Source organism: Promicromonospora sp. NPDC110617 (assembly GCF_055598465.1).
This window is the reverse complement of sequence record NZ_JBVKBM010000007.1, coordinates 123,039-144,745: the sequence shown is the minus strand read 5'-3', so window position 1 is coordinate 144,745 and position 21,707 is coordinate 123,039. Positions and strand designations below refer to the sequence as shown.

Sequence of the window (21,707 nt, the reverse complement as noted above, 5' to 3'; positions counted from 1 at the left end):
CGAGGGATGAGGCCGATGGCGATCTCCACCACGACCCCGGCGCGCGGACGGACCGCGGCCGGACGTGCACGCAAGAACGGGCCGGTGCGCCGCGCCGGCTCACCCGCCCACCGCGGGGACGCGCGGCTGGCCTGGGTCCTCGTCGCCCCGGCCGTCATCGGCTTCCTCGCCTTCGCGGCCTACCCGACGCTGCGCGGGATCTACCTGAGCTTCACGGACTTCCGGGTGCTCACCCCGCCGGAGTGGACCGGCCTGGACAACCTGAAGCGGCTCGTGGCCGACGAGGTCTTCTGGCACTCGCTCGGCGTGACGGCGTACTTCGTGCTCCTGTCGGTCGTGATCGGCATGACGCTGTCGGTCACGACGGCCGTGGTGCTGCACCGGCTGACGGCGTCCACGGCCCTGCGCGGCGTCATCATCCTGCCGTTCCTCATCTCCGGCGTCGTCGCCGCGACCACCTGGTCCTGGATGCTCGACGCCCAGCTCGGCATCGTGAACATCGCCATCCGCCAGCTCGGCCTCGACCCCGTCTTCTTCCTGGGTTCCAGCAAGTGGGCCATCCCCACCATCGCGCTGATCAGCGTCTGGAAGGGCATGGGGTACAACGCGATCATCGTGTTCGCCGGCCTGCAGACCATCCCGCCGACCGTCTACGAGGCGGGGCGGATCGACGGCGCGAACGAGATGCAGATGTTCCGCCGCCTCACGCTGCCCCTGCTGCGGCCCGTGCTGGCGATGGTGCTGGTGCTGACGGTGATCGGCTCGTTCCAGGTCTTCGACCTCGTGGCCGTGACCACCCAGGGCGGCCCGGCCCGCGCGTCGAACGTGCTGCAGCTCTACATCTACGACAAGGCCTTCGGCCAGTTCGAGTTCGGCTACGCCGCCACGATGTCGCTCGCCCTGTTCGCGATGCTCATCGCCATCACCTTCCTGCAGATGCGCCTGCTGCGCGCCGACGAGTCCGACACCGACTGACCCGTCGCCCGTCCGCGCCGCCCCGAACCAGTGAGGAACCCACGCATGTCCGCATCCGCTCCCCCGGCCGCCGCCGTCCGGCCCGCCGCCGCTCCGTCCCGCCGTACCGGCGGACGCCCGGCGCCGTCCCGCCGCCGCCCGAGCCTCGGGCGCGCCGTCGCCTGGACCTACCTCGGCGGCGTCGTGCTGGTGACGCTCTTCCCGTTCTACTGGATCCTGCGCACCTCGTTCTCGAACAACTACGCCCTGATCACCCACCCGTCGTCGCTGCTCCCGGTCGACTTCACGCTCGGCGCGTTCCGCCGGGTGCTCGGCATCGCGACGTCGGCGGAGTCGCTCGCGGAGGGCGGCTCGGGCGCCAGCATCAACATCCTGCACTTCGCGCTGAACTCGCTGATCTTCGCGACGCTCTCGACCGGCCTGGTCGTGTTCTTCTCGCTGATCGCCGCCTACGCGTTCGCCCGCCTGCAGTGGCCCGGACGCGACCTGGTGTTCTCGATCCTGCTCACGGCGCTCATGGTGCCCGGCATCCTGACGCTCCTGCCGAACTTCGTGCTGATCAAGGACCTGGGCCTGCTCAACACGTTCGGCGGGCTGATCCTGCCCGGGGCGCTGTTCTCGGCGTTCAACATCTTCTTCCTGCGCCAGTTCATGCTCGGCCTCAGCAGCGAGATCGAGGAGGCCGCGCTGATCGACGGCGCGAGCCGGCTGCGCGTGCTGTTCCAGATCACGCTGCCGATGACGTCGGGGCCCGTGACCACGCTGTCCATCCTGGGCTTCATCGGCGCCTGGAACGACTACTTCTGGCCGCTCCTGGTCACCAGCGACGACAGCGTGCGCCCGCTCACGCTCGCCCTGGCCGTGTTCAAGCAGTCGTCGCCGCAGGCCGCGCCGGACTGGGCGGGCCTGATGGCCGCGACGCTGGTCGCGGCGCTGCCCATGCTGGTGCTGTTCCTCGCGTTCGGCCGCCGGATCGTGGACTCCATCGGCTTCTCGGGGCTCAAGTGAGCACCGCACCGCGCCCGGTCCGCCTGCGCTGGACCGCACCCGCCGAGCGCTGGGGCGAGGCGACCCCCGTCGGCAACGGAGAGATCGGCGGCATGGTCGGCGATGCCCGCGGGCGCATCGGGCTCAACGACGCGTCGCTGTGGTCGGGCACCCCCGACGGCCCGCGGCGCGCGCTCGACGCCGTCGTCGCGGCCGGCGCGGGCCCCGAGCGCCTCGCCCAGGTGCGGGACGCCGTCGCCCGGCACGACGACGACGAGACCGAGCGCCTGCTGCGCACCTTCGAGGGCCCGTGGAGCCAGGAGTTCCTGCCGCTCGGCGACCTCGACCTGGACCTCGGCCGGATCGACGCGGCAGGGTACGAGCGGGTGCTCGACCTCTCGTCCGCGGTGGTCGACGAGACCTTCCTGCTGGACGGCGTGCCCGTGCGGCGCGCCACCTGGGTCTCCGCGGCCGACGGCGCGCTCGTGGTCGAGCTCGTGGCCGACGCCCCTGTCTCCGCGGTGGTGCGGCTGCGGTCGCCGCTGCGGGTCGCGGGCTCGGACGCCGGGGTGTCCGACAGCGGCCTCGCGCACCTGTCCCTGCTGGTCGAGACGCCGGTCGACGGTGCGCCGTCGCACGAGCCCGACGCTGTCGCGCACGTCTGGCGCGAGGACGAGCCGGGATTCGACGGGGGTGCCGGGTCCGGGTTCGACCCGGCCGCCGCCGTCGCCGTGGCGGTGCGCACCGACGGCGCGGCGACCGTCGCGCCCGGGACGTACGAGGTGGTAATCGCCAGGGCGCGCCGCGTCCTGCTCGCGGTCACGACCGAGACCAACGCGCGCCGCTGGTGGCGGCGCGAGCCGCAGGCGCCGCGTGCCGAGCTCGTCGCGCACGCGGCCCGGCGCGCGCAGGAGGTCGCGGCGTCCGAGGCCGGGGTGCTGCGCGCCCGGCACGAGGCCGCCGCGCGCGAGCTGCTGGGCCGGTCCGGCCTGGAGCTCGGCGTTCCCGCCGACGAGGCGGCCGGCGCGAGCTTCCCGGGCCATGACGAGCCCGTCGACGTCGCTACCCTCCTGGCCGACGCGGACGACCGCGCCCTGGCCCGCGTGCTCTACGCGTACGGCCGCTACCTGCTCGTCTCGTCGTCGCGGCCCGGCTCACCGCCGGCCAACCTGCAGGGCATCTGGAACGCGTCGATGCGGCCGCCGTGGTCGTCCAACTACACGATCAACATCAACACCCAGATGAACTACTGGCTCGCCGAGCGCACCGGCCTGGGCGAGCTGCACGAGCCGCTGCTGGACCTGATCGAGCGGGTGGCGCAGACCGGGAGCACCGTGGCGTCCGCGCTGTACGGGACGCGCGGCTGGGTGGCGCACCACAACACGGACCCGTGGGGCTGGGCGCTGCCCGTCGGCGCGGGCCACGGCGACACGTCGTGGGCGTTCTGGCCGATGGGCGGGCTCTGGCTCGCCGACCACCTGTGGCAGCGCTGGGAGTACGGGCGCGACCGCGACGAGCTGGCCGGGCGCGTGCTGCCGCTGCTGCTCGGCGCGAGCGCGTTCGCCCTGGACTGGCTGGTGACCGACGCGGACGGCGGGCTCGGCACCTCGCCGTCGACGTCGCCCGAGAACTGGTTCCGCCGGGCCGACAGGTCGCTGGGCGCGGTGTCGACGTCGTCGGCGATGGACCTGACGCTCATCCGCGCGACGTTCGAGCGCACGCTCGCCGCCGCGGGGGCCACGGGCGCGGACGACCCGCTGCTGGACGAGATCCGCGCCGCGCTCCCCCGGCTCGCGCCGCTGCGGGTCGCCGGCGACGGCACCCTGGCCGAGTGGGGCGACGACGCCGTCCCGGCCGACCCGCAGCACCGCCACCTGTCGCCCCTGATCGGGCTGCACCCGCTCGACGTGATCGACGTCGAGCGCACGCCCGGGCTCGCCGAGGCCGCGCGCCGCACGCTGGACGTGCGCGGTCCGGGCGCCATGGGCTGGTCCTGGTCGTGGAAGATCGCGATGCGCGCCCGGCTGGGCGACGGCGAGACCGCCCGCGCCCTGCTGCGCGAGGCGGCCCGCGCCTACCCCGGCGACCCCGACGTCGACTCGCCGGTGGACGGCTCCGAGTGGGGCGGGCTGCTGCCGAACCTGTTCTCGACGCACCCACCGTTCCAGATCGACGGCAACTTCGGCCTCGCCGCGGCGATCGCCGAGATGCTGGTCGGCACCGGCGAGGGCACACCCGACAGCCCCGTCCGCCTGCTGCCCGCCCTGCCGGCGGCGTGGCCCGACGGCCGGATCACCGGCGTGCGCACCCGCGGCGGCGTCGCGGTGGACCTCGACTGGCGGGGCGGCCGCCCGGTCGCGCTGCGCCTGCACGACGTCGTGGGCGCCGGTCAGCGGGACGTGACCGTCGACTTCGCCGGGCGGTCCCGGACGGTGCCCGCGGGCCTGAGCGTCGACGGCGCCGACCTGTTCGGGGAGGCGTCATGACGACGTCCGCCCCGGCCGTGGACCTGCGCGCGCCCGGCGCGACGTCGGACCCCCGCGAGCCCGCCCTGCGCGCCTACCGCTCGACGCAGGAGCTGCCGGACGACTTCGCCGCGTTCTGGCGCGACACCCTCGCGCAGGCCCGGCGGCACGACGCGCCGCCGTCCGCCGTCCCCGTGGAGACCCCGCTGGGCGCGATCGACGTGCTGGACGTGACCTTCCCCGGGTTCGGCGGCGAGCCGGTGCACGCGTGGCTGCGCCTGCCGCGGCGCCGCGACGGCCTGCTGCCCGCGGTGGTGCACTTCACCGGGTACGGCGCGGGCCGCGGGCACGCGATCGACGACCTGACCTGGGCCGCGGCGGGCTACGCCCACCTGGTCATGGACACCCGCGGCCAGGGCGACGGGTCGACGCCCGACGGGCCGTGGGGCGACAGCACGGGTTACATCACGCGCGGCCTCGCGGACCCGGCCGGGTACTACTACCGGCGCGTGCTCACCGACGCGGCCCGGGCCGTCGACGCCGTCCGGCGCCTGCCCGGCGTCGACCCCTCCCGCGTGGCAGTGCTCGGCAACAGCCAGGGCGCGGGGATCGCGCTGGCCGCGGGATACCTCGCGGACGACGTCGCCGCCGTGCTCGCCCAGGCCCCGTTCCTGGCCGACCTGCCCGGCGCGCTCGCGCTGGCCGCCCAGGGGCCCTACCGCGAGCTGGCCGACCTGTTCGCCCGGGACCGGCCGCGCCGCGAGCGTGCGCTGGCGACGCTGCGCTACGTCGACGTCGTGAACTTCGCCCGCCTGGCCCATGCCCCTGCGTGGTTCTCGTGCGGGCTGGTGGACGACGTCACTCCCCCCGAAACCGTGTTCGCCGCGCACAACGAATACGCGGCGCAGCACGACATCACCGTCTGGCCGGCCAACGGCCATGACGCCGGCGGCAGCCTCGACCGGCTGGGCGCGCTCGACGTGCTCGGCCGTGTCCTCGGGGCCACCGCAGGCCACCTCAACCCATCCGGTCCCTTGATCGAAGAGGAATCATGAAATCGAAGCAGATGCTGGGCATCGTCGCCGCAGCCGCCGTCACCCTGTCGCTGGCCGCCTGCGCGAGCGGCTCGGACGGCGGAGCGGCCGAGGAGGGCGCCCACGCGGGCACCGTCAACTGGTGGACCTGGGACGAGAAGCAGGCGGAGTCGTACAAGACCTGCCTGCCCGCGTTCCAGGAGAAGTACCCCGACATCACGGTCAACATCACCCAGTACGCGGTGGACGACTACTTCACCAAGCTGACGGCGGGCTTCGTCGCCGGCAACGCCCCCGACGCATTCCAGAACAGCGTGGAGTTCCTCGACTCGTACGCGAAGCAGGGTCAGCTCGAACCGCTCGACGACTACATCGCCGCGTCGGACTACGACCTGGGTGTGTTCAACGTGGGCGTCCCCGCCTTCACGTACACGGACGACAAGCAGTACGCCCTGCCGCTCGACTGGGCCGGCTCGGCGTTCTACTACAACAAGGACATGCTCAAGGACGCGGGCCTCACGGAGGACGACGTCCAGAACATGACCTGGAACCCCGAGGACGGGGGCACCTTCGACAAGGTGGTCGCGCGCCTCACCGTCGACGAGAACGGCAAGCGCGGCGACGAGAAGGGCTTCGACAAGGACAAGGTCGCGGTCTACGGCATCGGGGCGCTCGGCACGGCCGACTACCTGGGGCAGACCACCTGGTACCAGTTCGCCGCGGCGTCCGACTGGACGATGCGCGAGCCGGCGGCCTGGCCGACGTCCTTCGCCTTCGCCGACCCCACGTTCACCGACACCATGGACTACCTGCGCGGCCTGTCCGACCGGGGCCTCGCCCCGGAGTTCGGCCAGTTCACCGTCGGGGACACCGAGCAGCTCGGCTCGGGCTCGGTCGCGATGATCTCGGGCGGCTCGTGGTCGGCCACGACGTTCGCCAAGCTGCCCGACATGTCGGTCGGCATCGCGCCCAACGTGCTCGGCCCGGACGGCGAGACCCGCGTGGTGATGAGCAACTCCAACGGCAACATGCTCTGGTCCGGCAGCAAGGTCAAGCAGGCGGCCTGGGACTGGATGTCGTTCATGGGCACGGCCGAGTGCCAGGAGAGCGCCGCGCTGACGTCGGGCTCGTTCTTCCCGTCCATCCCGTCGGCCATGGACGCGCTCGCCGCGGACCAGCTCGACAAGGGCATCGACCTGAGCGTCTTCGTGGACTACGCGAAGAACGAGGAGCTCGAGCCGTCGCTGGCCTACCGCAACGGCGCCGAGCTCAAGTCGGAGCTCCAGCCCCTGTTCGAGGCGTACTACAGCCACCAGCGTGACGACGACGTCTGGCAGGAGGCCGCGGACAAGGCCCAGGAGATCCTTTCCAAGTAGTACCGGCCGGACTGGGCGCGGCGCCTCGCGTGCCGCGCCCAGTCCGAGGACGAGGTTTTTCATGAGTGCCACGCCGCCCCCGACGCCGCCGCACCGCCCCAAGCTGCGCACGACGACGTCGGCGGAGATCTTCACGCGCATCATCACGCACGGCCCGGTGAGCCGGATCGAGATCGGCCGGCTGACCGGCCTGTCCCAGGCGAAGGTGACCAAGACGGTCAGCCCGCTGATCCGCGACGGGTTCGTGACCGTCGGCGAGCACGCCGAGAGCTCGTCCCCGGGCCGCCCCGTCTACCCGCTGAGCGTGGTGCCCCGCTCCATGCTGGCCATCGGCGTCAAGGTCAACGTCGACGAGATCGTGGCCGTCGCGGTGAGCATCGGCAACGAGGTGCTCACCTCCACCCGGCGCGCGCTGCCACGGCACGACCCCGAGACCGTCACGCGTGAGATCGTCCGCTGCGCGCGGCGACTGATCGACAAGCTCGGCGACAGTGCCGACCGGCTCGTCGGCCTCGGTGTCTCGGCGTCGGGCGACGTCGACACGGGCTCCGGCGTGGTGCGCCACTCCCCGCTGCTGGGCTGGGCCAACGTGCCGCTGGGCGCGGCGGTCGCGCGGGAGGTCGGCCTGCCGGTGGTCGTCGAGAACGACGTGCGCGCCCTCGCCCGGTCCGAGCAATGGTTCGGGCTCGGCGTAGAGGCGGAGAGCTTCGCCATCGTCACGATCGGCGCGGGCATCGGCTGCGGCATCTACGTCAACAGCGACGTCGTGGTCGGCGCGCACGGCGTGGTCGGCGAGATCGGCCACCTGCCCCTGGCCTCCCCCGACGCCGTGTGCGTGTGCGGCCGGCGCGGCTGCGTGGAGGCGGTGGCGTCGTCGGGCGCCATCCGCGACGCCGTCCGCGCCGGCCACGGCGACCCCACGCTCACGCTCGCCGACGCCGTGGCCCTCGCCCACGCGGGCGACCGCACCGCCGTCGACGCGTTCGACCGCGCGGGCACCGCCATCGGGGCGGCGCTGGCCGTGACCGCGAACCTGGTGGACCCGGAGGTGGTGGTCATCGCGGGCGAGGGCGTCATGGAGTACGACCTGTACGAGCGCCGGATCCGCGAGGAGTTCGCGGCGCACGCGTTCGGCGCCGCGGCCAACTGCCGGCTGGTGGTGCGGCGGCACACGTTCATCGACTGGGCGTGCGGCGCGGCGGTCGCGGCGTTCCGGGACGCGCTCCTGCCCACTGCTGCTTAGGCCGGCGCGTGTCCTTGGGGGCCGCTACTCGGGGAAGACGCAGAACTCGTTGCCCTCGGGGTCGGCCAGGACCACCCAGTCCTCGTGCCGGCCGACCTCGGACGCGCCCGCCCCGACCAGGCGCGCCACCTCGGCGTCCCGGTCGGGGGCGCGGACGTCGAGGTGCACGCGGTTCTTGACCGTCTTGCGCTCGGGTACCGCGTTGAAGAACAGGCGCGGCGCACCGGCCGGGCCCTCGACCAGCACGGACGGGTCGTCCTCCGGGTCGTGGACGCCGAGGGTGCGCAGTCGCGCCAGCTCCTGGTCGTCGTAGGGGGCCACCGCGTAACCGTCGAGGACGACGGCCCAGAACCGGGCCAGGGGTGCGGGGTGGCGGCAGTCGAACACCACGTCGTGAAGTCTCGCCATGGCCCCACCGTAGGGGCCTGGCGCGCGCTGTCCAGGGCGTTCGGCCAGGGACCTGCTGAAGAACCAGTGATTCTGTCCGCCAGGAGTGGGCGGCGGGCTGGTGCGGGCTTTCGTGAGGTTCCGGCACCCGCGACGAGCGTCTGGGGCGATCGACAGGACGGGCAAGCACATCCAGGTTGCTGGCCGCTGCTTGTCCACAAGGCCCGCGGCCGGATTCTGCTGTCGGCAGAGCGGGTCGGGTCGGCGAGCGGTGCGTACGGGTGTGCCATATGTTGATGGCATGAGGCGAAAGGGTGAGGTACCAGGACGAGCAGGCGAACAGCCCGCTCGATCGGTGCTGCCCGATGGCGCCGGGACGTCCAGCGCGGCCGCACCCGGCGGGGCCGTCGATGTGGCAGGTGTGCGGGCGGTACGGCAGGCCCTGGCGGAGATGATCTTGCCTGGTGCCACTGACATCGGGTCTGGACGTGAGGGTGTCCCGGGTGCGGTGCAGGCGGAGTGGGTGGATCTGCTCGGTGAGCTGGAGGCCGTAAAGAACGCGATCACCGCGACCCAGGCGAGGCTCACTGTTGCGTTGGACGAGGCGACCCGGGCTGACGAGGCCCGGCAGAGCATCCGCGCCGAACGGCGCGGGCGCGGTGTCCCCAACCAGGTCGGTGCGGCGCTGCGGGTCAGCCCGCACGCCGGGGCAGGATTCGTGGGCACGTCCCGGGTCTGGGTCACCCAGATGCCCCACACGTTCGCCGCCCTGCAGGCCGGGGTCCTGTCCCAGTGGCGGGCGACGCTTCTGGTCCGCGAGACCTCGCACCTGTCGCTGGAGCACCGCGCCCTGATCGACGAGGAGATCTGCGGGCCGGCGCACCTGGCGGAGCTGGCGAAGATGGGAACGCGCCGTCTCGTGGCCCGGATCAAGGAGATCGCCGCCAAGCTGGACGTGCACGCGTGCGTGAAGCGCAACGCGAAGGCCGTCTCGGAGCGTCGAGTCTCGATCCGCCCGGCCCCCGACCTGATGGTCTACCTGACCGCGCTGGTCCCGATGGCACAGGGCGTGCAGGCCTACGCCCAGCTCAAGACCCACGCCGAGACCGCCAAGGCGGGTGGGGATGAGCGTGGGGTCGGCCAGATCATGGCCGACACCCTCATCGAACGCATCACCACCCGTGAACCCGGGCACGCGAACGACGTGCCAGTCACGATCAACCTGCTGGTCTCAGACGACACCCTTCTCGCGGGCGGTGGCCAGCCCGCTGTAGTGGTCGAGGGCGCCCCCGCCGGTGCTGGCGTGATCCCCGCACCGGTCGCCCGCAACCTCGCTGCCCACGCCATCGACACCGACACTGCCTGGTTGCGGAGCATCTACGTCAACCCGCACGGCCGCCTGCTGGCCACGACATCCACGTCCCGATTTCACCCCCAGGGACTGTCGAGCCTGCTGCGAGCCCGCGAACAGGGCATCTGCGCCACCACCTGGTGCGACGCCCCGGTCCGACACACGGACCACGTCACCCCGCACGCCGACGGCGGCCCGACCAGCCTCGACAACGGCCAAGGCCTGTGCGCGAGGTGCAACCACGCCAAGCAAGGACCGGGCTGGCGACAGAAGACCACCCAGGTCAACGGACTTCACGCGGTCGAGACCACCACCCCGACAGGGCACACGTACGTATCGGTCGCGCCGGAACCACCGACACCAGTCAGGGCAGAATCACCGCGAGGCGTCACAACGGTTGGCGACACGGACTCCCGCCAGCACTCCAACGCGCCCAGGGGCGGACCGGCGGCCGGTGAGACCGACCGCGCACCACGCAGCCGCTACTCGATCGGTTGCTGGACCACGCCCGCGCACGGCGCGATCGCCTACCGGCCGAGCCCACCGCCCCGGCAACCACACTCGGCACACCAACCGCCGCGCCGGGCAGCAGCCCGGGGCCGTCGCCTCGACCTCTCCTGGACCCACCCCACCTGACGCTAGGACCGGCGGGCCGTGCCCGCCGGCGGAGTGACCGCGCGCGCGAAGCACGCCGAGATCGCGACCAGCACCATGACCAGCAGGATCGCGAGCCGCAGCGTGAAGTGCTCCCCGACGAAGCCGAGCACCGGCGGCCCCACCAGAAACGCGGTGTAGCCGGCTGTCGCCACGGCGCTGACGCGGCGCGCGGCGTTCAGCGGGTCGTCGCCCGCGGCCGACAGCGCCACCGGGAAGCCGAGCGAGGCGCCGATCCCCCAGAACATGACGCCCACCGCGCCCAGCACCGCCGTCGGCGCGAACGACACCAGGCCGATACCGACGATCGCGAGCGCGGCGCTGACCACCATGACGGGCGCCCGTCCGAACCGGTCCAGGAAGAACCCGCCGCTGAACCGCCCGATCGCCATGGACAGGCCGAAGAAGGCGTAGACCAGCGACGCCGTCGCGGCCGACAGGTCGAAGCCGTCAACCATGATCAGCGGCAGCCAGTCGTTCGCCGACCCCTCGGCCAACGCCATGCCCAGCACGATCACCCCGATGGCGAGCGTGCGCCGCTCCCGCCAGACCGCGAGGAAGGCGCCGACGGTCTCGCCGAGCGGACGACGGCGCTGCCCCGCGTCGGCGTCCTCCCGCCCGACGTCGTGGGCCAGGTTGGCCACCAGGCCCGCCGTGGCGATCGCGGTCAGCGCAGCCACCGCCAGCAGGTGCGCCAGCACCGGCACGCCCGCAGCGCTCGCGCCCAGGCCGACGAGCCCGCCCACGCAGACGCCGAGGCTGTAGCTGCCGTGCAGGCTCGGCACCACGGTGCGCCGCAGCGCCCGCTCGACGTCGACCCCCTCGACGTTCTGGCCGATCTCGCCCGAACCCATGCCGTACCCGAACGACGCGAGTCCGACGGCCACGAGCCAGCCCTGCGCGGTCGCCGTGCCGAGCGCCACCACCGCGACGCCGGCCACGATCGCGGCCATGCCCCACAGCACGACGAACCGGGCACCTCGCCGCGCCACCAGCGTGCCGGCCAGCGCGATGCCCACCATGGAGCCCGCGGACAGCCCCGCGATGATGAGCCCCATCTCGGCCGTGGTCGAGCCGGTCGCGTCGCGGATGGCGGGCGTGCGGGACACCCACGTGGCCATGGAGACGCCGGTCATGAAGAAGGACACGAACAGGGCGGCCCGCCGGCGTTGCGCCGACGGCGTCAGGTGCGCGGTCACAGGACGCGGGCCAGCGCGGCGAGCGCCGCCAGGGGGTCGGGTCCGGCGGGGATGAACACGCTGGAGGTCACGCCGGCGCGTCCGAGCTCGTCGATCCGGGCCCGCACCTGGGCGGGCGTGCCCGCCAGCGCGAGGCGGGCGACCCACTCGTCGGGCAGGCGCTCGACGAACTCCGCGCGCGACGCCGAGCCCGCGCGCAGCGCCGCGAACTGGTCGGCGAACGGGAGCGGCGCGACGTGCGGCGCCCAGTCGGGCTCGCCGATCCACTCCAGGCCGGGCCGGGCGGTCCGCAGGGCAGCAGCCTCGTCGTCGTCGACCGCGCCGATGTTGTAGGCCACCAGCCGGTGCTCGCCGTCCGCGGCGACCGCGTCCAGCGCCGCGGCCGCGTACTGGGGCGCGACCGGCTCCGCGAGCACGGTCCCGTCGGCCACCCGGCCGGACGCCGCCAGGGACCGCGGCCCGCGCACGCCCAGCAGCAGGGGCGGCACGGCGTCGGGCACGGCCGAGGGGTCGGGCCGCAGGTCGCCGACAGCCCCACCGCCCAGCAGGGTCCGGAGCGTGGTCAGATACTCCGCGAGGAAGGTCAGCGGCCGCTCGGGCCACACGCCCGCCTGCCGCATCCAGCCGGGCATCCCGTGTCCGACGCCGACGTCGGTGCGGCCGGGGTGGAGCTGCTCCAGCGTGGCGATCTCCATCGCCGCGAAGGCGGGGTTGCGCACGGCCGCGGGCAGGATCCCGATGCCGACGCGGAGGCGCTCGGTCGCGCCCAGCACGGCGGCGGCCTGCACCAGCCCTCCGCGGAAGCCCAGGTCCTCCACGACCCAGAGCTCGTCGAAGCCGAGTCGCTCCGCGGTGCGCGCGTACGGGAGGACCTGGGCGGCGGGCAGGTCGCGCGGGAGCACGACACCGATCTGGGGAGACGTCATGGCGCACGTTCTATCAGATCGATTCGAGGCGTACCGAACCGCCCACGCCGGCTGGCGCGCCGGCCCGCTCAGGACACCGGGGCGGGCAGCGCGACGTCGAGCCGGAAACCCTGCGGCACGTGCGCGGCCCGCACGTCCCCGCCGTGCGCCTCGACGATGCCGCGGACGATCGCCAGCCCGAGCCCCGCGCCGGGCGACCCGGCGGCGGGCGACCCGGCGCCGGCCGGCCCGGCCTCGGGCGTCCGCGCGGCGCTGGCCCGCCAGCCGATCTCGAACATCCGCGTGAGGTCCTCGCTGTCGACGCCGCTGCCCTGATCGAGCACGGAGAGCACGAGCCGGTCGCCGCGCCGGTCGGCGGAGACCAGGACCTCGGACCCGGCCGGGGCGTGGCGGATGCTGTTGGTCAGGAGGTTCACGACCACCCGCGTCAGCTCGTGCGGGTCGGCGCGCACCGTCCGGCCCGCGACGCCCGCGTGCTCGATGCGGATCCGCTTCGCGACGGCGAGCTGGTGCACGTCGGCCACGGCGTCGGACACGACGTCCAGCAGCGCGACGTCCTCCCGGCGGAGCCGCAGCGCACCGCTCTGGATCTGCGACAGCTCGAACAGGTCGTCGACCAGCCGGTTCATCGTGGCGACCTGCACCCGGATGCGCCGCACATAGTCGGCCGGGTCCGCGACGGCGCCGTCGTCCAGCGCCTCGGCGAGGGCGCTGACACCGGTCAGCGGGGTGCGCAGGTCGTGCGAGATCCAGGCGAAGAACTGGCGGCGCGCGGCGTCGAGCTGCTCGATCTCGGCGCGGGCCGCGGCGAGCCGCTCCGACGCCACGGCGAGCTGCGCGGACAGGTCGGCGAGCTCCCGGCCCGCGTACGCCTCCGGTCCGACGACGGCGCCGCGGCCCACGCGCTCGACCGCCTCCCCCAGGTGGGCGAACGACCGGCTCACGGCACGGGCGGTGAGCAGGGTCGCGGTCAGGCTCAGGACCGCGGACAGGCCGACCACCCACAGGAGCACCTGCAGGTCGTGCAGCGAGAGGTACATCAGCGCCGCGATCGCGAGGGTCGAGCAGACGATCGACGCGATCGCCGCGACCACGAGGACCACGAACGGCGCGGTGACCGAGCGCTGCCGGCGGCGGCGCAGGACGAGGAGCGCGACCAGCGTGATCGCCGCCGTGCACACCGCCGCGGTCGCGAGGATGAGCAGCAGGTCGACCAGGGTGAGCATCATGCGGCGGCCCCGACGGTGAAGCGGTATCCGCGTCCCCACTCGGTGAGCAGGTAGCGCGGGAACCGCGGCTCGGGCTCGATCTTCTCGCGCAGCCGCCGCACGTGCACGGTCACGGTGGACACCTCGCCGAAGTTCCAGCCCCACACCTCGCGCAGCAGGTCGTCCCGCGTCAGGGTGCGGTCCGGGTTCTGCAGCAGGAAGAGGAACAGCTCGTACTCCCGGGACGTGAGCGTCATCTCGGCGTCGGCCGCCCAGATGCGGCGGTGCGCGGGGTCGACGCGGAACGGCCCCAGCGTGAACGGCGACGGCGCCACGTGCAGCCCGCGGCTGCGCCGGACCAGGGCGTCGATCCGGAGCTGGAGCTCCCGCAGCGCGAACGGCTTGACCACGTAGTCGTCGGCGCCGTGCTCCAGCCCGTCGATGCGCTGCTCGACGGCGTCCAGGGCGGTGAGCATGATGATCGGCGTGCGCGGCGCGGCCGCGCGGACCTGCCGGCACAGCTCGTCGCCGCTGACGCCGGGCAGCATCCGGTCCAGGACCAGCACGTCGGGCCGCGCCGTGCGCAGCGCGTCGCGGGCCACGAGCCCGTCGCTGAGGGCCGTGACGGCGTACCCGCGGCCACCCAGGTAGTCGGAGACCACGGCCAGGACGGTCTCGTCGTCCTCGACGATCATGACCTCGACGCGTGCTCCCATGTCCGGCAGCGTAACCGCGCGCGGCCCGGTCGAGTTGTTACGCCTCTGCAAGACTCCCGCGTCCGCGAGCCCGCCCTGCCTAGGTTCGACGACGTCGGCGACACCCGCCGCCGACGGCTCCGACGAACCCGACAGAGAGGCACTTCTCATGCGCACGACAGCACTCGCCGGCGCGGCGATCCTGACCGCCACCCTGATGCTCACGGCCTGCGGCACCTCCGACGCCGGGTCGGACGACGCGATGTCGGACCAGACCGCCTCGTCGCAGGAGCAGTCCGAGGACATGACCGACGACATGACGGACGACATGTCCGAGGAGCCGGACGACATGGCCGACGACATGGACATGGTGGCCCGCACCGGGACGTTCGAGGGCCTCAACGACAAGGCCGTCGCCGGCACGGTCGAGGTGAGCGACACCGAGCTGGTCCTGTCGGGCTACTCCTCCGACGAGGGCCCCGACCTGCACGTCTACCTCACCAACGGCACGGACGAGGCCGCGGTCGCCGCGGGCACCGAGATCGACGTCGTCGCGTTCGACGAGGCGTCCCAGACCTTCTCGCTGGACGGCGTCGAGGTGGCGGACTACGACACCGTCGTCATCCACTGCGACAAGGCCAAGGCGGTCTTCGGCGCCGCGCCCCTGGCATGAGCCTCCCCGACACCCGGCTCCCCGCCGCCAGCACCCTCGCCGCCGTCGTCCTGACGGCGGCGCGGGTCGCCCTCGGCGTCCTGTGGCTGAACGAGGGCCTGATCAAGTACCGGGCGGGCTTCGGGGCCGCGGACATCCAGCTCGTCGTGGACGGCGCCGCCGCGAACAGCAGGGTGCCGGGCTTCTTCCAGGTCTTCGCCGAGCACGTGCTGGGCGCGGCGCCCGGTCTGTTCGGGGTGCTGATGCCGCTGCTGGAGACCGGCCTCGGCGTCGCCCTGATCGTCGGGGTGCTGACCCTGCCCGCGGCGCTGGCGGGCGTGCTGACCCTGATGACCTACTGGTCGGCGGACCAGCTCACGGCGTCGTACCCGGTCATGGTCGCCCTGGGCGCCCTGCTGCTCGCCTGCCCCCTGGTCGCGACGCGGTTCTCGGTGACGGCCCTGGTCCGACGCTTCAGCCGAGCGAGCGCAGCGCCTCGATGACGGAGGTGATGTGCTCGCGCATCGCGGCCTCGGCCGCCTCGGGCTCGCGCGCGACGACGGACTTGATGACCGCCTCGTGCTGAGCCAGCGAGACCGCCGACCGGCCGGGCACGCGCGAGAGCGCGAACTGGTGGCGCACCATCTGACCGTGGAGCTGCGCCACGATCCGGTTGGCGGTCTCGTGCCGGGCGATCTCGCGCAGCGTGGCGTGCAGCTCCGCATTGAGGTCGCTGTACACGGCCGCCTCGCCCCCGTCGACGGCCTCGCGCATCCGGCGTCCGATCTCCGTGAGCCGGGTCTCGTCCGCGGCGGTGAGCCGCTCGGCGGCCCGGGCGGCGACCAGCCCTTCGACGACACGGCGGATCTCGCTGATCTCGATGGCCTCGTCCAGGCTGATCTCGCGGATCCGCGCGCCCCGGTTCGGCTGGCGTTCGACCAGCCCCTCGGCCACGAGGTCCTGGAGCGCGGCGCGCACCGCGAAACGCCGCGCGCCGAACTGCTCGCACAGGTCGGCCTCGACGAGCCGTTGACGGGGCGAGAAGTCACCCCGCAGGATCGCCGCTCGCAGCTCGTCCCGCACCTGGGCGTCGTCCACCATCACGTCCCTCTCAGCGTCGTCGTCCGCCGCCCCCGGGCGCGAAGCGATTGTCAACAATATGAGCAGCGTACCCGCCGAACGCCGTGGTCCGCGGCACCCGATGGGTGCCGCGGACCGTCGGGACCTGCGGCGTCGCGTCAGCGCGTACCGGCCACGCCCACCTCCGCCGCGGCCTGGGCCGCCAGGCGGGCCTTGCGCGTCGCGGGACCGAAGATCGCCAGGGCCAGCGCCCCCACCACCCAGGTGCCCGCGATGAAGTAGAAGACGGTCTGGTACCCGTGCCCGCTGTACAGGCCGGCGATGATCAGCGGCCCGACGGCGTTGGACAGGCGGCCGAGCCCGTACGAGACCGAGGTGCCGAGCGAGCGGCCCTTGGTGTCGTACAGCTCCGGCGAGTACGCGTAGGCCAGCGCCGTGTAGCCGCGCTCGAACAGGTTGACCAGGAACCCGAACACGACGATCAGCACGGGCGTGAACGTGAGCCCGTACAGCAGGCCCGACCCGGCGATGACCAGGGCGAACACAACCAGGCACCACTTGCGCTCGAACCGGTCGGTGACCTGCGCGGCGAGGAACGAGCCCAGCGGCGCGCCCACGGTCGTCAGGGCGACGAAGAAGATGGAGTCCTCGACGCTGATCCCCTCGGCGGCCAGGAGCGTGGGCGCCCAGGACGAGAACCCGAAGAAGCCGATGGTCTGGGTGATCCACAGCACCGACAGCAGGATGGTCGGGTAGAGGAACTTCTTGTCCTTGAGCATGGCCAGCCCGGCCCGGGTGGCGGGACCGGTCTCGACGGGCGCCGCGACGTCGGGCAGCGTGCCGTGCTGGGCGGTCGCCTGCGCCTCCAGGTCGCGCAGCACCGCGTCCGCCTCGTCGTGCCGGCCGCGGGACTCCAGCCACTGCGGGGACTCGGCGAGCCGGCGCACGAAGAACAGGAAGAGGACGCCGAGCGAGCCCCACAGGTAGACCAGCCGCCACGACCAGTCGTTGATCGGCACCACGAACGAGGCGATCAGGTTGGTGGCGGGCGTGCCGCAGATGCCGATCATGATCACGTACGCCTGGTACTTGCCGCGCTTGGCGCGGGGGAACAGCTCGTTGATGTACACCACGGCCACGACCGTCATCGCGGACAGGCCCGCGCTGGTCATGACGCGGAACAGCCCCATCGAGAAGATGTCCCAGGCGAAGATCGTGGCGAACGACCACACGCTGAACCACACGGTGGTCGCCACCAGCGTGCGCTTGCGGCCGAGGCGGTCGGCGAGCCCGCCGGCCACGATCGACCCGATGAACATGCCGACGAACGACAGGGACGTCACGTACGCCACGTGGTTGACGCTCGCCCCCCACTGCTCGCGGATGACGGGCGCCGTGATCGCGAACGTGTTGATGTCCGCGAACTCGAAGAAGTAGGTGAAGGCCAGGGCGGCCATCGTGGTCTTGTGGAATCTCGAGATCGGCAGCCGGTCGATCCGGTTGGCCGCGTTGGTCTGGGTCGTCACTGCGGGAACTCCTCTGTTTCCGCGGGCGTCGTCGCCCGGGGTGATCAGGCCTCCGTCGGCCAGTACAGGCGGCGGGGGTTGTCCACGAGCAGGGCCTGCTGCAGCTCGGGGGTGGGTGCGATGTGCGGGATGTGGTCCACCAGCAGCCCGTCGTCGGGCATGTGGTGCTTGAGGTTGGGGTGGGGCCAGTCGGTGCCCCACAGGACGCGGTCGGGGAACCGCTCGACGACCTTGCGCGCGAACGGCACGACGTCGGTGTACGCGTGACGTTCGCCGTCCAGGGCGGCCGGGCCGGTGACGGTCAGTCGCTCCGGGCAGGAGACCTTGACCCACACGTCGTTCGCGGCCACGAAGTCGAGGAACTCCGCGAACTCCGGCCCGTCCGGGTCCGTCGTGACGTCGGGGCGGCCCATGTGGTCCACCACGAGCGGCACCGGGAGGGTCGCGAAGAAGTCCTTCAGGCCGGGCAGGTCGGCGGCCTCGAAGTAGACGACGACGTGCCAGCCCAGCGGCGCGATCTTCGCGGCGATAGCCGCCAGCGCCGCGGTCGGGACGGCGTCGACCAGCCGCCTGACGAAGTTGAACCGCACCCCGCGCACCCCGGCGTCGTGCAGGCGACGCAGCTCGCCGTCGGTGACGTCGGCGCGGACGGTCGCCACGCCGCGGGCGCGGCCCTCGGACCGTTCCAGGGCGTCGACCAGGGCGCTGTTGTCCGCGCCGTGGCACGTGGCCTGCACGATGACGTTGCGGCTCACACCCAGGTGGTCACGCAGGTCGAAGAGCTGCTGTGCCGAGGCGTCGACGGGCGTGTACTTGCGCTCGGGTGCGAACGGGAACCGCTCCGCCGGGCCGAACACGTGGCAGTGCGCGTCCACGGCGCCGTCGGGCAGCGTGAAGGTGGGCTTGGTCGGTCCCTGGTACCAGTGCAGCCAGCCGGGGGTGACGTCCTTGTCGGTCATGTCGTGAGTCCTCAGTCCGTGTAGGTCAGGCCGAGCTCGGCCAGCCGGGGGCGCATGTCGTACAGGTCCAGGCCGAGCTCGCCGGCGGCGAACCGCTCCCGCTTGGCGGCCTCGTTCACCTCGCGCCGGCGGGCGGCCTCGGCCACCTCCGCGGCCCGGGCGGCGGGCACGACGACGACGCCGTCGGCGTCCGCCACCACCACGTCACCGGGGGTGACCAGCGCGTTGGCGCACACGACCGGCACGTTGACCGAGCCGAGCGTCGCCTTGACGGTGCCCTTGGCGTTGACCGCGCGGGAGAACACGGGGAAGTCCATGGCGCGCAGCGTGTCGACGTCGCGGCAGCCGCCGTCGATCACCAGGCCGCGAGCGCCGCGCGCCTTCATCGAGGTGGCGAGCAGGTCGCCGAAGAAGCCGTCCTCGCTCTCGGTGGTGCAGGCGGCGACGACCACGTCGCCGGGGCGCACCTGCTCGGCGGCGACGTGCAGCATCCAGTTGTCGCCGGGCTGGAGCAGCACGGTGACGGCGGTGCCGCACAGCGCGGCGCCCTCGTAGACAGGGCGCAGGTAGGGGCGCATGAGGCCGAGGCGGCCGAGGGCCTCGTGCACGGTGGCCACGCCGAAGCGGGACAGCGCCTCGACGGCGGCCGGGTCGGCGCGGTGGATCTGGGTGTGGACGACTCCGAGCTCAGACACGGGTCAGCCCCCTCTCGGTCAGGCGCTGGTCGAGCCGCGGGTAGACGCGGCGGGCGTTGCCCTCGAACAGGGCGTGCACGGCGGCGGCGTCGAGCCCGCGGGTGGCGGCGTGGGACTCGACGTAGCGCCGGGTGTCGTCGAAGTGGTGGCCGGTGCGCGGGTCGATGCCGCGCACGGCGCCGATCATCTCCGAGGCGAACAGCACGCCGTCGCGCGGGATGACGTCGAGCAGCAGGTCGGCGCCGGGCTGGTGGTAGACGCAGGTGTCGAAGAAGACGTTGGTGCCGAGCATCTCCTCCGGCTCCGGCTTGCCGAGGGCCTGGGCGAGGCCCCGGAACCGGCCCCAGTGGTAGGGCACCGCTCCCCCGCCGTGCGGGACCACGAGCCGCAGGTCCGGGAAATCGGCGAACAGGTCGCCCTGCAGGAGCTGCATGAACACGGTGGTGTCGGCGTTCAGGTAGTGCGCGCCGGTGGTGTGGAAGGCGGGGTTGCAGCTCGTGGAGACGTGCACCATCGCGGGCACGTCCAGCTCGACCAGCTTCTCGTACACGGGGTACCAGGAGCGGTCGGTCAGAGGCGGCGCGGTCCAGTGCCCGCCGGCCGGGTCCGGGTTGAGGTTCACGGTGACGGCGCCCAGCTCGGTCACGGCGCGCTCGAGCTCGGGGACCGATGTCGTCGGGTCGGCGCCGGGCGACTGCGGCAGCATGGCGCCCGCCGCGAACCGGTCCGGGTAGAGGCCGGCCACGCGGGCGCACAGGTCGTTGCAGATCCGCGCCCAGGCGGTGGAGGTGGCGAGGTCGCCCACGTGGTGGGCCATGTACGACGCGCGGGGCGAGAAGACGGTGACGTCGATGCCGCGCTCGTCCATCTGCCGCAGCTGGTGCGCCTCCAGGGTCTCGCGGATCTGGTCGTCGCTGATGCGCGGGCCGGCCGGGTCGGGGGCCAGGCCCGGGTCGGCCAGGGCGGCGACCTGCGCGTCGCGCCAGGCACCGAGCGGTTCGGGGGCGGTCGTGTAGTGGCCGTGCACGTCGATGATCACGCGGTGGCCTCCTCGTTCTGGTCCTCGGGCTGGTGTTCGGTCGGGTCCCAGACGGCGCGCGGCACCAGCACCTCGCCCGTCATGAGCAGGCGGGCGGTGCGCAGCAGCGCGGAGCGGACGACGGCGGGCGGGTCGCCGGCCTCCAGCCCGAGCGTCACGGAGAACTCGCCCGACGGGTGCTCCACGGAGACGGTGACCTCGCGGGCGCCGTCGCCGCCGGGGCCGTCGCCGCCCGCGACCTCGTGCGCCACGCTCCCGGGCAGCACGCACGCCGTCGCGACCGTGACGGCCGCGAGCACCCCGATCGACTGGTGGGCCACGTGCGGGATGAGCGAGCGGGTGGTGATGCCTCCGCCCGCCCGGGGCGCCGACACGAGGGTCATCTTGGGGTAGTTCCTCGCGGTCACGTCGCCGAGCCCCATGGCCTGACCGCAGACCAGGCGCAGGCGCTCGACGCGGTCCTTGAGGTCGGCGTCGCCGTCGATCTCGACGGGGGTCTCGTCGCCACGCGCGCCGAGCCGCTCCGCGCGCACGATCACGAGCGGCTGGCCGTTGTCGATGAGGGTCACCTCGACGTCGCCGAGGCCCGGCACGACGACGGTGTCGCGCACGTTGCCGGTGGGCAGCAGGCTGCCGGTCACGGAGCCGGCCGTGTCGAGGAACGCGATGCGCACGGGGGCGGCCGTACCCGGCACGCCGTCGATCCGGGCGTCGCCCGCGTACTCGACGTACCGGACGCCGTCGGGCCCGGCCGGCGTGGGCACGGTGATCTCGGCGACCGCGCCGGTGTTGCGGGTCAGCACCCGGGCGGTGGTCGTCTCGCCGTCCGGCGTCAGCAGGCCCGTCTCGATCGCGAACGGCAGCACCGCGGCGAGCATGTTGCCGCAGTTCGGCGTGGTGTCCACGGTGTCCGACGCCGGCTGGAGCTGCGCGAACGTCCACTCGACGTCCACGTCGCCGGACCCGGGCGACACGATCCCCACCTTGCTGGTCAGGGGGTGCGCGCCGCCCAGGCCGTCGATCTGGCGGGCGTCGGGCGAGCCCATGGCCGCCAGCAGCACCGCGTCACGCGCGGCGGTGTCGGCGGGCAGCGTCCGGGCGTCGAAGAACAGGCCGCGCGAGGTGCCGCCCCGCATGACGAGGGCGGGCACGGCGGTCTGCGATCCCGTCGTGCGGGCACGGCGGTGGGACGGGCCATCGGTGGCGGTCACTGCGCTCCTCCTCCATGAGGCGTGTCCCGGCACCGTAGTCCATCA

At 73.1% G+C, this 21,707-nt stretch carries 20 protein-coding genes; 9 read left to right on the top strand and 11 right to left on the bottom strand.

What is annotated here, in order from left to right:
- Nucleotides 1–15: 15 nt before the first annotated feature.
- From ACZ7LE_RS27230 to ACZ7LE_RS27205, 6 genes are all read left to right on the top strand, one after another.
- Nucleotides 16–975: a carbohydrate ABC transporter permease gene (locus ACZ7LE_RS27230; RefSeq protein ID WP_470406338.1), complete on the top strand. Its 960-nt coding sequence runs from the start codon at nucleotides 16–18 to the stop codon at nucleotides 973–975.
- Nucleotides 976–1,020: 45 nt separating this feature from the next.
- Nucleotides 1,021–1,983, top strand: coding sequence for a carbohydrate ABC transporter permease (locus tag ACZ7LE_RS27225; protein ID WP_470406337.1), 963 nt, complete (start codon nucleotides 1,021–1,023; stop codon nucleotides 1,981–1,983).
- A complete protein-coding gene (locus ACZ7LE_RS27220; protein ID WP_470406336.1) occupies nucleotides 1,980–4,448 on the top strand; it encodes a glycosyl hydrolase family 95 catalytic domain-containing protein in 2,469 nt (822 codons plus the stop codon). The genes ACZ7LE_RS27225 and ACZ7LE_RS27220 overlap by 4 nt, the downstream gene beginning before the upstream one ends.
- Nucleotides 4,445–5,482 carry an acetylxylan esterase gene (locus tag ACZ7LE_RS27215; RefSeq protein ID WP_470406335.1) on the top strand — a complete coding sequence of 346 codons (1,038 nt, stop codon included), beginning with the start codon at nucleotides 4,445–4,447 and terminating at the stop codon, nucleotides 5,480–5,482. The genes ACZ7LE_RS27220 and ACZ7LE_RS27215 overlap by 4 nt, the downstream gene beginning before the upstream one ends.
- The gene (locus tag ACZ7LE_RS27210) at nucleotides 5,479–6,837 is read left to right on the top strand and encodes an ABC transporter substrate-binding protein (RefSeq protein WP_470406334.1); all 1,359 of its coding nucleotides are present in this window, start codon (nucleotides 5,479–5,481) and stop codon (nucleotides 6,835–6,837) included. The genes ACZ7LE_RS27215 and ACZ7LE_RS27210 overlap by 4 nt, the downstream gene beginning before the upstream one ends.
- A 61-nt stretch (nucleotides 6,838–6,898) precedes the next feature.
- Nucleotides 6,899–8,080: an ROK family protein gene (locus tag ACZ7LE_RS27205; RefSeq protein ID WP_470406333.1), complete on the top strand. Its 1,182-nt coding sequence runs from the start codon at nucleotides 6,899–6,901 to the stop codon at nucleotides 8,078–8,080.
- Between the two features lie 24 nt (nucleotides 8,081–8,104).
- Here the strand turns inward: ACZ7LE_RS27205 and ACZ7LE_RS27200 are convergent, their stop codons facing one another.
- A complete protein-coding gene (locus ACZ7LE_RS27200; protein WP_470406332.1) occupies nucleotides 8,105–8,488 on the bottom strand; it encodes a VOC family protein in 384 nt (127 codons plus the stop codon).
- A gap of 430 nt (nucleotides 8,489–8,918) precedes the next feature.
- On the opposite strand from ACZ7LE_RS27200, the gene ACZ7LE_RS27195 reads away from it, so the two are divergent.
- Nucleotides 8,919–10,454: an HNH endonuclease gene (locus ACZ7LE_RS27195; RefSeq protein ID WP_470406368.1), complete on the top strand. Its 1,536-nt coding sequence runs from the start codon at nucleotides 8,919–8,921 to the stop codon at nucleotides 10,452–10,454.
- Between the two features lie 2 nt (nucleotides 10,455–10,456).
- On the opposite strand, the gene ACZ7LE_RS27190 is transcribed toward ACZ7LE_RS27195, so the two are convergent.
- From ACZ7LE_RS27190 to ACZ7LE_RS27175, 4 genes are all read right to left on the bottom strand, one after another.
- Nucleotides 10,457–11,671 (bottom strand): MFS transporter, encoded by a 1,215-nt coding sequence (locus ACZ7LE_RS27190; RefSeq protein WP_470406331.1) that lies wholly within the window; start codon nucleotides 11,669–11,671, stop codon nucleotides 10,457–10,459.
- Complete coding sequence (locus ACZ7LE_RS27185) at nucleotides 11,668–12,597, bottom strand: LLM class flavin-dependent oxidoreductase (RefSeq protein ID WP_470406330.1); 930 nt, start codon at nucleotides 12,595–12,597, stop codon at nucleotides 11,668–11,670. The genes ACZ7LE_RS27190 and ACZ7LE_RS27185 overlap by 4 nt, the downstream gene beginning before the upstream one ends.
- A 68-nt stretch (nucleotides 12,598–12,665) precedes the next feature.
- Nucleotides 12,666–13,826, bottom strand: a complete 1,161-nt coding sequence (locus ACZ7LE_RS27180; protein WP_470406329.1) for a sensor histidine kinase — start codon at nucleotides 13,824–13,826, stop codon at nucleotides 12,666–12,668.
- A complete protein-coding gene (locus ACZ7LE_RS27175) occupies nucleotides 13,823–14,521 on the bottom strand; it encodes a response regulator transcription factor (RefSeq protein ID WP_470406328.1) in 699 nt (232 codons plus the stop codon). The genes ACZ7LE_RS27180 and ACZ7LE_RS27175 overlap by 4 nt, the downstream gene beginning before the upstream one ends.
- A 148-nt stretch (nucleotides 14,522–14,669) precedes the next feature.
- Between ACZ7LE_RS27175 and ACZ7LE_RS27170 the strand changes: the two genes are divergently transcribed.
- Together ACZ7LE_RS27170 and ACZ7LE_RS27165 are read left to right on the top strand one after the other, a co-directional pair.
- Complete coding sequence (locus ACZ7LE_RS27170; protein WP_470406327.1) at nucleotides 14,670–15,173, top strand: DM13 domain-containing protein; 504 nt, start codon at nucleotides 14,670–14,672, stop codon at nucleotides 15,171–15,173.
- Complete coding sequence (locus tag ACZ7LE_RS27165) at nucleotides 15,170–15,655, top strand: hypothetical protein (RefSeq protein ID WP_470406326.1); 486 nt, start codon at nucleotides 15,170–15,172, stop codon at nucleotides 15,653–15,655. The genes ACZ7LE_RS27170 and ACZ7LE_RS27165 overlap by 4 nt, the downstream gene beginning before the upstream one ends.
- Here ACZ7LE_RS27165 and ACZ7LE_RS27160 read toward each other — a convergent pair.
- From ACZ7LE_RS27160 to ACZ7LE_RS27135, 6 genes are all read right to left on the bottom strand, one after another.
- Nucleotides 15,627–16,307, bottom strand: a complete 681-nt coding sequence (locus tag ACZ7LE_RS27160) for a GntR family transcriptional regulator (RefSeq protein ID WP_470406325.1) — start codon at nucleotides 16,305–16,307, stop codon at nucleotides 15,627–15,629. The two genes, ACZ7LE_RS27165 and ACZ7LE_RS27160, sit on opposite strands and share 29 nt — an antisense overlap.
- A gap of 83 nt (nucleotides 16,308–16,390) precedes the next feature.
- A complete protein-coding gene (locus tag ACZ7LE_RS27155; RefSeq protein WP_470406324.1) occupies nucleotides 16,391–17,758 on the bottom strand; it encodes an MFS transporter in 1,368 nt (455 codons plus the stop codon).
- Between the two features lie 44 nt (nucleotides 17,759–17,802).
- On the bottom strand, nucleotides 17,803–18,717 hold the full coding sequence (locus ACZ7LE_RS27150) for an amidohydrolase family protein (RefSeq protein ID WP_470406323.1): 915 nt from the start codon (nucleotides 18,715–18,717) through the stop codon (nucleotides 17,803–17,805).
- A gap of 11 nt (nucleotides 18,718–18,728) precedes the next feature.
- Nucleotides 18,729–19,412 (bottom strand): 4-carboxy-4-hydroxy-2-oxoadipate aldolase/oxaloacetate decarboxylase, encoded by a 684-nt coding sequence (ligK, locus tag ACZ7LE_RS27145; protein ID WP_470406322.1) that lies wholly within the window; start codon nucleotides 19,410–19,412, stop codon nucleotides 18,729–18,731.
- Complete coding sequence (locus tag ACZ7LE_RS27140) at nucleotides 19,405–20,451, bottom strand: amidohydrolase family protein (RefSeq protein ID WP_470406321.1); 1,047 nt, start codon at nucleotides 20,449–20,451, stop codon at nucleotides 19,405–19,407. Before ACZ7LE_RS27140 ends, ligK begins: the two co-directional genes overlap by 8 nt.
- Nucleotides 20,448–21,662, bottom strand: coding sequence for a 4-oxalomesaconate tautomerase (locus ACZ7LE_RS27135; RefSeq protein WP_470406320.1), 1,215 nt, complete (start codon nucleotides 21,660–21,662; stop codon nucleotides 20,448–20,450). The genes ACZ7LE_RS27140 and ACZ7LE_RS27135 overlap by 4 nt, the downstream gene beginning before the upstream one ends.
- Between the last annotated feature and the right edge of the window lie 45 nt (nucleotides 21,663–21,707).

What these genes read in the sequence shown, in the direction of transcription:
- ACZ7LE_RS27150 (WP_470406323.1), bottom strand. Translation starts at nt 18,717, where the DNA reads ATGACCGACAAGGACGTCACCCCCGGCTGGCTGCACTGGTACCAGGGA.
- ACZ7LE_RS27170 (WP_470406327.1), top strand. Translation starts at nt 14,670, where the DNA reads ATGCGCACGACAGCACTCGCCGGCGCGGCGATCCTGACCGCCACCCTG.
- ACZ7LE_RS27195 (WP_470406368.1), top strand. Translation starts at nt 8,919, where the DNA reads ATGATCTTGCCTGGTGCCACTGACATCGGGTCTGGACGTGAGGGTGTC.
- ACZ7LE_RS27225 (WP_470406337.1), top strand. Translation starts at nt 1,021, where the DNA reads ATGTCCGCATCCGCTCCCCCGGCCGCCGCCGTCCGGCCCGCCGCCGCT.
- ACZ7LE_RS27180 (WP_470406329.1), bottom strand. Translation starts at nt 13,826, where the DNA reads ATGATGCTCACCCTGGTCGACCTGCTGCTCATCCTCGCGACCGCGGCG.
- ACZ7LE_RS27185 (WP_470406330.1), bottom strand. Translation starts at nt 12,597, where the DNA reads ATGACGTCTCCCCAGATCGGTGTCGTGCTCCCGCGCGACCTGCCCGCC.
- ACZ7LE_RS27175 (WP_470406328.1), bottom strand. Translation starts at nt 14,521, where the DNA reads ATGGGAGCACGCGTCGAGGTCATGATCGTCGAGGACGACGAGACCGTC.
- ACZ7LE_RS27215 (WP_470406335.1), top strand. Translation starts at nt 4,445, where the DNA reads ATGACGACGTCCGCCCCGGCCGTGGACCTGCGCGCGCCCGGCGCGACG.
- ACZ7LE_RS27205 (WP_470406333.1), top strand. Translation starts at nt 6,899, where the DNA reads ATGAGTGCCACGCCGCCCCCGACGCCGCCGCACCGCCCCAAGCTGCGC.
- ACZ7LE_RS27200 (WP_470406332.1), bottom strand. Translation starts at nt 8,488, where the DNA reads ATGGCGAGACTTCACGACGTGGTGTTCGACTGCCGCCACCCCGCACCC.
- ACZ7LE_RS27165 (WP_470406326.1), top strand. Translation starts at nt 15,170, where the DNA reads ATGAGCCTCCCCGACACCCGGCTCCCCGCCGCCAGCACCCTCGCCGCC.
- ACZ7LE_RS27230 (WP_470406338.1), top strand. Translation starts at nt 16, where the DNA reads ATGGCGATCTCCACCACGACCCCGGCGCGCGGACGGACCGCGGCCGGA.
- ACZ7LE_RS27210 (WP_470406334.1), top strand. Translation starts at nt 5,479, where the DNA reads ATGAAATCGAAGCAGATGCTGGGCATCGTCGCCGCAGCCGCCGTCACC.